Raw genomic sequence first — 7832 nt, forward strand, 5'->3', positions numbered from 1 at the left:
CTTGATACACATCTGCATCCATACGCAACTCATGTGCAGACAGAGGTGTTTCATCTTTCCAGCAGTAAGGCAGAACGCGGAAGCCCTGGTATGCGAGGTCGCGATCGTAGAGCTGCTTAAACGCCCAGATTACAGACTCCATGTAGGAAACGTTGAGGGTCTTGTAGCCGTTTTCGAAATCTACCCAGCGAGCCTGACGGTGAATGTAGTCCTTCCATTCCTGCGTGTACTTAAGCACGGAACGGCGGCACGCCTCGTTAAAGGCCTTAATACCCATCTCGTCGATCTGCGACTTGTTGGTGATGCCTAATTCCTTCTCAGCTTCCAACTCTGCAGGCAAACCGTGGGTATCCCAACCGAACACGCGGTTAACCTTCTTGCCGAGCATGGTGTGGAAACGAGGAATAACATCCTTGGCATAACCGGTGAGCAAATGACCATAATGTGGCAGACCATTAGCAAATGGAGGACCATCGAAGAAAACGAATTCGTCGTTAGCATTACCGCTATCGCGCTGTGCAATGGAACGACGGAATGTGTCGTCGACGTCCCAATACTTGAGCACAGACTCTTCCATAGCTGGGAAATGAGGGCTTGGAGTGATGGTCTCGAACGACCTATCCGTCACAGCCTTAGGATACACGCGATTACTCATGCGCCTCGCCTCTCGTGAAAACTCGTGTTTGTTCACTTCATATGTGGTGCGAAATTTCGCTACCTGTATTCACGTGAGGACGATGTGCGAAAGCTTCTGCTTATGCCAGCTTCAACTTTTACACCCCGCGGTACCACCTCGGTTGCACTGCGCCGAGACTGCACAGTACCTCTTCACAGAATCCGGTCTGCTCCGTCGGGTCTAATCAACCGCTTTTGAAGCTTTGAGCAACGAACCGTTCAAGCATATCGCTTTGTTCTGTTCGTTAAGCCGCACAAGCACGGTTTTTCTTCCGATGACTCCCCGCTGATAACGGATCATGGTCGTTAGCTGTCTCTTCTGCCGAGCGTTTTACTTAGCAGAACTAACTTCTGGTTGCTTATGATAGCAAAGCCGAGCGATTTTAAGATACTGCGCGTTTTTCTTTGAAACTTTTCTCTGGAACTTTCGCGCGCACTTACTATAAGCTATCAGCACGCTCTCTCTCAGAACGCTCTCTCAGCGCGCTTCATATAACACCTACCGCAGTAATTTCTCGTAGCACAAGCGTTTCGGGTCGAGCGGATCATGATCTACTGTTATTTCGCCGCTCACGCTAAAGCCTAAACGAGCCAGTACGTTTTGCATCCGCTGATTTTTGCGGTGTGTATCTACACGCACTGTGCGAATACCTTGCTGAATAATAACCTCAAAAAGCGCTAAAAATAGTTGATCTGCCACGTGCTGTCCGCAATAATCAGGATGTACTGCCACGCGATGAACCACAGCATAATCACCATACTCTTCCTCAGGATATGCCCATTCTCCGCTAATCAGCGCACTGTAACCGGCTTCCTCACCAAAAGAAATACTTGCTGTAGCAACCACTTGTCCAGCATTTTCTTCACATAAAACAAAGCTCGACCCAGCATCAATATCTGCATAAAATGAGTATTCGTTGGGATACCCGCTCTGCCATTGCGAGCTATTATCGGCTTTAAGCATAGCTTTAGCTGCGTTGACCATAACCATGATTGCAGGCACATCTCCACGCTCGGTTGGTCGTAAGATGAGGTTCTGACTCGGCTGTGTTAATTCGCTCATATGCGTTCTTTCTTAAACATTCATACAATTTTCTGTTTGTTGATTCTACTGCACGCAATGCTCACGAAACACGCGCATCTCTTTTCATGATCTTTGAGCGCTTCTCAACCGTTCATAAACCTTGCCATCGTGTCAGCTTGCTCTAATATCCTAGAAGCATGATGAACAGTTACGAGCAGTTAGATCCGCACAGCTCATCGCCTCAGCAGCCCTTGCCTGCTATGGCACGAGATACCACGAAAGATAATCCGTGGCCAGTTTCGCTTATCAGCAGTAAGTTTGCCGATGCTGTGGATCGCTGGCCTGCTGCTTGGATTACTGGTCAGGTGCATCAGATTAATGCACGCCGCGCAGGTCAGGTGTATATGACTTTGCGCGATAATCAAACCACAACGCAGATGGACGTGGTTTTCTTCGGTGCCCCTGCCTATGAAGCAGCTAAATTTACCCAAGGCGATTTAGTTGTTATTCACGGCAAAGCGAATATGTATCAGCCTCGCACCTCGCTTAGTTTTCGCGCTGACGAGATTCACCATGTGGGCAAGGGCGGTCTCATGGAGCAGATTGAACAGTTACGCAAGAAACTCAAAGGTGAAGGACTGTTTGACGATGACCGCAAGGTTCCTCTCCCTGCTTTTCCGCAACGCATTGGTTTGATTTGTGCTCCTGGAGCGCGCGCTGAAGGCGATGTTATTACTAACGCTCGTTTGCGCTGGCCAAGTATTGAGTTTTCTGTACAGCATGTGCATGTGCAAGGTCCGTCCTGTCCGAGTGAAGTGATTACTGCGATAGCTCAGTTAGATGCTGACCCTTCTGTAGATGTTATTATTGTTGCGCGCGGAGGCGGTGCTTTTGAGGATTTGATTGGTTTTTCGGACGAAGGCGTTGTTCGTGCGGCTGCAGATTGCGTTACACCTTTAGTATCAGCTATCGGACACGAAGATGACTGGACCTTGATTGATTTGGCTGCTGATTTGCGCGCTTCTACCCCAACAGATGCAGCTAAAAGGATTGTTCCGGATGTGCGCGAGGAATTATCGCTTGTTTCTGAAACACGAACCCGTATATTTGGCTCTCTGCACAATAAGGTTTCTACTGAACAGCAACGTTTATCTGCCTACACGCAACGTCCAAGCCTGACGCATCCTCAGTCTATTCTCGATAAACCTCAGCAGTTTGTTAAGGAAGCTCGCACGCGACTGAATACTGCAATGAACTTTATGACGGCTGAAGCCACATCGACTATCGATAAACTACACGCTACCCTTACCGCTCTATCTCCTCAATCCACATTGAACCGCGGCTATGCTGTTGTGCAAAAAGCAGATGGAACGGTTATTGATGTTGCAAACGCATTGACAGCTGGCGAGGGCATAAGCGTAATGCTTAAGAGTGGCAAACTCAACGCTACCGTAAACGAAACAATAATGGAGGACTAACATGGCAAACAATACACATTTAACTGGCGAACAGCTCTCAGCAATAGAAAATATGACGTATGAACAAGCTCGAGATCAGCTTGTTCAGGTTGTGCAGAAGTTGGAAGCGGGCGGCTTGGAACTTAACGATTCCATGTATCAATGGGAGTTGGGTGAAGCACTCGCTAAGCACGCACAATCTCTGCTCGATGAAGTAGCTAAAAAACTTAATGAAGTTCAGGAATCTCAAGCCCAGTTCCAAGCTAATGCAGGAACGCAGGGAAACGAGTAAGTTTACGTAAGTTCTGTGTATTCTTGCGCACGCACACGATAAAACGCTTGTGTGCGCAATTGCGTAAAACCGTGTACACTTTTTACGGGTACTGCGCCTTTAATGCAGGTACTCCTATTTGCCTCGGTAGCTCAGGGGATAGAGCACCGCTCTCCTAAAGCGGGTGTCGTGCGTTCGAATCGCATCCGAGGCACAAAACAGAAAGCCTTTATTTTCAACGTTTATAGGCGACGAACTCCCCCTCTACAACCTTTCTTTACCTAGAAAAAACGAAATAGTCACAGCAAATTACGTCTGTACTGTTTCAACACATCGTTCCAGTACTATCTCAACCTCAACTGTGCTTCTGAACTAAAAATTATGTGGCAGCCTTTACACCTGAGTTTACGCGTAAAGGCTGCCACAAATGTGAACGGTCACATGGTCAATTTTTCGTGGTATGTTTTACACGCAAACGCACGAGTGAAGGTTAAAACACGAGGCAGTGCTGAAGCCTTTGCACATAGCGCCACGTGCAAACCCTGCCACACCACCACAACAACAAAACGCTTCTCCCCCGCATTGCCAAGAACAGCAATCACGAGAAAGAAGGGTTTGTGTGGAGAGAAAGAAACAGGAAACGCTTACTTAAACTGTAGCAACCTCAGCTGCAGCGCCAGCAGCCTTGCGGTTCACCACAACCAGCACAATCAGCACAGCCACGAGAATGCCGGCGAAAATGTAGAACGGAGCAGTTAAAGCGTTGCTACCGGTCATAAACTGCATAGCGCTCATGGCTATTGGTGCGATAAAGTTGCCGATATTGCAACCGATAAAGATGAGCGAGGTAGCCAAAGTTACGGTGTTCTTCGTGGTCAAGGTATCGAGGTTGCTAAAGATGTATGGGAAGCACCACGAACCAAGGATACTCGATAAGAACAGGCCGGCAACCAAGAGCCAGAAGCTGGAACCGCTCGCAGGTTCGAGGCGATGAATCAGGCAACGCCCAAGTACAGCGTAAACTTGCCGCACAGCTTGTTCACGAAACCGAAGGCAAAACCGGTGGCGATGTCTTTGAATTGTCGAAGAATCATGTGTGCCAAAGACTCTGTTGGCGGTTTTTTGAATTCGTTCGCACCGTTATTTTCGAGGCGTGCGTGAGCTTCTTCTTGAGTAAGTCCTTGGGTTTGCGATGTGGATAGATGGCCAATTACCTGCTGGGACTGTTCGTTCCAGTAGTTCATAGGTCAGCGCCTTTCTTTTTATGTTGTACGTTTTTGTGTTTGTTTTTAGTTTTGTTGTGTTTGTTGTGTTTGCGGTGTTTGCGGTGTTTGCGGTTTGCTCTGCTCAGTGCGGGCGCTCGGTAAGTGTTCGGTAACAGCTCTGCAAGCGCAAGCAAACGCAGTGGCAAACAGGAATATGGCAGGCCTGACCAGATTGAACGTGCATTATGCAATGCAATGGCGCTTTTGGACGGTTCTACAATCAGTTGTAGTCCATCGAGCGAGCACTATGCGTTGAATACACACAGTGCAGGAGCGTCAACCGTTATTGTCTCGAGCATGAAGCAAGTACATAAACTCATGATTATCTGAGCTCATGAAGGACACCTTTGAACAGCGAATATGCACCAGTACGAACTACTCATGCGAACGTGCTGCTCAGCGTAAACCGGCATGCTCATCCTTACTATCACCATGTTTATGTTGCTTTCGCAGTTTTCTTACAGTGGCGATGAGTAAGGCAATACAGATGGCATCGTATGAACAGAATGTGCGCGCTATTGTGCACAAACCGAGCAGCTACTTGGTATCTATGCCACAGTATTGATTCCTTTAAATTTTCTTTAACTTATAATTCGTTTTCCTATTTGTTTATCTCTATGTGAACAACCCAACCATCGCCATAAGTCGAGTGAAGGTATCTTGCCCGTCATAGCACGTATTAACAAGGAATACTGGTTGGTTATTGTAGAGGGTGTCGGATTTTTTGTGTAAATGGTGGGTTGCCCTATGGTGAGTTATTTTTCAGGGTCTTGAGGCTGTTCGCAATGAGGTTGTGCTTGACCTTAGGATATCTTGGTTCATCACACAGTCAACCAAAAAAGGTTAGCCGATATACTGTGCACACCATAACCTTTCGTCTTTCTCTTGCAGCACACACAACATATAAGAGATATTGCTCTTATTTAAGAGTGCTGCATGGCAACACACTGCTCCCAGTCAGGCTACGTTGAACGTTTCATGCCTGGGAGCATACAAAATCGCATACCCCACAGAAGAACCTCGCTCATCAAGTACCATCTCACAGGTATGACTTACCGAATATCAGTGTCACCTACACTCAGTTACATAATCAACACCTGTGTCTGCGAGTCAAATCCGACAAAACCACATACACAAAAAACTGGCACCCTCGAATCCTGGTTGGTTATTGTATCCGTGAAGATCTCGATAATAAGAGTATTTCTTACTGTCCTCAATAATGAAAGGAACGATGTTGTGACGCAAACATTCTTTCAGAGCAATCAGACGCCCTACTCTACCATTGCCGTCTTGGAACGAATAGATTGCCTCGAAACGGTAATGAAAATCAACAATATCCTCGAAAGTTACAACATCTTTCGTTTCATATGCAGAAAGAAGTTGAGACATAACGTAAGTAACTCGCTCAGGCGATACTGTCTCGTGGCCACGATCACATTGGGACGCTGCTTATATTCACCGACGCGAAACCAAGGTAAAAGGTAAGCTCTCATCAGATGTGCCGCGTTTGAGCACGTAATGCATCTGCTCAATAATATCTTCAGTAAGTGGCTCTTCTGCAACATTTATGCAGTAATCAGTAGCACGAAAATGGTTAATCGTTTCTACTACATCGTTTACACGGATAGGATCGTTATTCTCGATAGATATTTTGAGATTCACACTCAAAATAGGCGCATAGTTTAGCAATAACGGAATAACTCAGCTTCTCCCCACGAACTACTTTTGCAATCGTTCGCGAGGATATATACACTAACTCAGTCAGCTGAGATTTGTTTAAACCGCGTTCCTTAAGTAAAGATTGAGGCGCTGAATAATCGTACGTATCTTATATCCCCCAAATATCTTTACTTATTATAAAAATATTGGGGTCAAAGTAAAGATTTCTACTGTGCTATAAACTCGCTAATATCCTGAACAATCTGTTCTTGCTGTTGCTCAGCGGTAATGCTTGCTATACCATCTCCTCGTTGCTGACCGTACAATCCAAAGCCGCTATGATTGCCGCCCTCTATAGTCTTATACAAAGTGTTAGCAGGTAAACGGTTTTTCGCTGCGTCATACGCAGAACGGTTAAGAACCTGATCGTTCGAAGCGGTAAGCGAAAGCACGCGCAGAGAACTATTCGATAGATCAACCGACTCAGGCGGATAAGATGCTAAGAAAATCAATCCTTCAATATTTTTATCACTATTATTGTTCTTGCTCTGGCTACTACTGTCGCTCAAAATATTGCTAGCATTCATGGCAGCAACCACTCCACCCAAAGAATGCCCACCAAGATACACATTTTTCAGATTGTAGTGGTGAATAATCTGTTGCGCTTTCGCAAGCGCTAAAAACGGCACATTCAATGGCGAATGAATGAGGTAAAAATTATAGCCGTTATCAGCAAGTTGAGCGCCAAGCTGAGAATAACTACGTTCATCTACGAAAGCTCCACCATAAAATATGATATTAGCTGCTGGGTCGGTTTCTCGTGATTGCCCAGCTGAGAGCGCGGAAAACACACGCACATCTTTGAGTTTTTCGGCTTGTTTTTCACCGCGTCCTGCTTTGAGTTCATCGCTACGTTCTACAGCAGGTTCCTCGCTCTGCTCAGCGTAAAAAAGCGCTGATTGAGTTGGTTTGTAAGTTAAAATGTTGAATGTTATCACGCCCGCAACCGCAGTAAGCGCGAGCAAAGTGACAAGAGTAATAACGATTTTCTTCCACAACTTCATGGCTTCATATTATATTCAATGCTCGTTATTACAGAAGTAGCTTGATATTACTGAGTTTGCGAGGACGAAGGCGCGCGAGAGTGTAGGTACAAACAGAGCGAGAGAGCGAGCACGCGAGACTGCTGATGATAAGGCAATCAGAAAACTGTTCATAAGATTTTAGTGGGGTTTTGGAGTCTGCACGTGCATGACTAGCAGCTGTTCCGGGCAATCAGGCTTCACACTACGTTAAATCCGAAGATCTGTTGCTATCGACCCTGCTGCTTAACCGATTAATACACCTGTTATGACAGTTTTGATGCGCAAAAATGGCTTCAAAACTGTCATATCGGTTGCGCGTATCGACTTCACTTATGAAGCCAAACCACATTCACACCGAAGCGATGTCTTAACACATAACATCCCGAGGAATCAACT

The 7832-nt window shown here is 46.2% G+C and carries 10 protein-coding genes and 1 tRNA gene; 3 read left to right on the forward strand and 8 right to left on the reverse strand.

Going from position 1 to position 7832, the window contains the following annotated elements; genetic code table 11:
- Together HMPREF2909_RS07390 and HMPREF2909_RS07395 are read right to left on the reverse strand one after the other, a co-directional pair.
- Positions 1-655 (reverse strand): class I tRNA ligase family protein (locus HMPREF2909_RS07390; RefSeq protein WP_148130849.1); only part of this gene is annotated, 655 nt, incomplete at its 3' end.
- 519 nt (positions 656-1174) lie between these two features.
- The gene (locus HMPREF2909_RS07395; RefSeq protein WP_049188589.1) at positions 1175-1738 is read right to left on the reverse strand and encodes a GNAT family N-acetyltransferase; all 564 of its coding nucleotides are present in this window, start codon (positions 1736-1738) and stop codon (positions 1175-1177) included.
- 158 nt (positions 1739-1896) lie between these two features.
- On the opposite strand from HMPREF2909_RS07395, the gene xseA reads away from it, so the two are divergent.
- From xseA to HMPREF2909_RS07410, 3 genes are all read left to right on the forward strand, one after another.
- Complete coding sequence (xseA, locus tag HMPREF2909_RS07400) at positions 1897-3177, forward strand: exodeoxyribonuclease VII large subunit (RefSeq protein ID WP_071415784.1); 1281 nt, start codon at positions 1897-1899, stop codon at positions 3175-3177.
- 1 nt (position 3178) lies between these two features.
- Positions 3179-3448, forward strand: a complete 270-nt coding sequence (locus tag HMPREF2909_RS07405; protein ID WP_071415785.1) for an exodeoxyribonuclease VII small subunit — start codon at positions 3179-3181, stop codon at positions 3446-3448.
- A 120-nt stretch (positions 3449-3568) separates the two neighbouring features.
- A tRNA-Arg gene (locus HMPREF2909_RS07410) sits at positions 3569-3641 on the forward strand.
- Between the two features lie 434 nt (positions 3642-4075).
- Here HMPREF2909_RS07410 and HMPREF2909_RS09075 read toward each other — a convergent pair.
- The 6 genes from HMPREF2909_RS09075 to HMPREF2909_RS07435 all read right to left on the reverse strand — a co-directional run bounded on the left by HMPREF2909_RS09075 (position 4076) and on the right by HMPREF2909_RS07435 (position 7415).
- A complete protein-coding gene (locus tag HMPREF2909_RS09075) occupies positions 4076-4459 on the reverse strand; it encodes a hypothetical protein (protein WP_148130827.1) in 384 nt (127 codons plus the stop codon).
- Positions 4423-4671 carry a cation-transporting P-type ATPase gene (locus tag HMPREF2909_RS07420; RefSeq protein ID WP_071415787.1) on the reverse strand — a complete coding sequence of 83 codons (249 nt, stop codon included), beginning with the start codon at positions 4669-4671 and terminating at the stop codon, positions 4423-4425. The genes HMPREF2909_RS09075 and HMPREF2909_RS07420 overlap by 37 nt, the downstream gene beginning before the upstream one ends.
- A 1131-nt stretch (positions 4672-5802) precedes the next feature.
- On the reverse strand, positions 5803-6081 hold the full coding sequence (locus tag HMPREF2909_RS09540; protein WP_071415788.1) for a Fic family protein: 279 nt from the start codon (positions 6079-6081) through the stop codon (positions 5803-5805).
- A gap of 66 nt (positions 6082-6147) precedes the next feature.
- Positions 6148-6354, reverse strand: a complete 207-nt coding sequence (locus tag HMPREF2909_RS09545) for a hypothetical protein (protein ID WP_246815533.1) — start codon at positions 6352-6354, stop codon at positions 6148-6150.
- Positions 6326-6445 carry a hypothetical protein gene (locus HMPREF2909_RS09550; protein ID WP_246815534.1) on the reverse strand — a complete coding sequence of 40 codons (120 nt, stop codon included), beginning with the start codon at positions 6443-6445 and terminating at the stop codon, positions 6326-6328. The genes HMPREF2909_RS09545 and HMPREF2909_RS09550 overlap by 29 nt, the downstream gene beginning before the upstream one ends.
- A 133-nt stretch (positions 6446-6578) precedes the next feature.
- Complete coding sequence (locus HMPREF2909_RS07435) at positions 6579-7415, reverse strand: alpha/beta hydrolase (protein ID WP_071415790.1); 837 nt, start codon at positions 7413-7415, stop codon at positions 6579-6581.
- Positions 7416-7832: the final 417 nt, after the last annotated feature.

It is taken from the genome of Alloscardovia sp. HMSC034E08 (assembly GCF_001813415.1).
GTDB classification, from domain to species: Bacteria; Actinomycetota; Actinomycetes; order Actinomycetales; family Bifidobacteriaceae; genus Alloscardovia; species Alloscardovia omnicolens.

What these genes read in the sequence shown, in the direction of transcription:
- HMPREF2909_RS07395 (WP_049188589.1), bottom strand. Translation starts at nt 1,738, where the DNA reads ATGAGCGAATTAACACAGCCGAGTCAGAACCTCATCTTACGACCAACC.
- HMPREF2909_RS09540 (WP_071415788.1), bottom strand. Translation starts at nt 6,081, where the DNA reads ATGTCTCAACTTCTTTCTGCATATGAAACGAAAGATGTTGTAACTTTC.
- HMPREF2909_RS07435 (WP_071415790.1), bottom strand. Translation starts at nt 7,415, where the DNA reads ATGAAGTTGTGGAAGAAAATCGTTATTACTCTTGTCACTTTGCTCGCG.
- HMPREF2909_RS07420 (WP_071415787.1), bottom strand. Translation starts at nt 4,671, where the DNA reads ATGAACTACTGGAACGAACAGTCCCAGCAGGTAATTGGCCATCTATCC.
- HMPREF2909_RS07405 (WP_071415785.1), top strand. Translation starts at nt 3,179, where the DNA reads ATGGCAAACAATACACATTTAACTGGCGAACAGCTCTCAGCAATAGAA.
- xseA (WP_071415784.1), top strand. Translation starts at nt 1,897, where the DNA reads ATGATGAACAGTTACGAGCAGTTAGATCCGCACAGCTCATCGCCTCAG.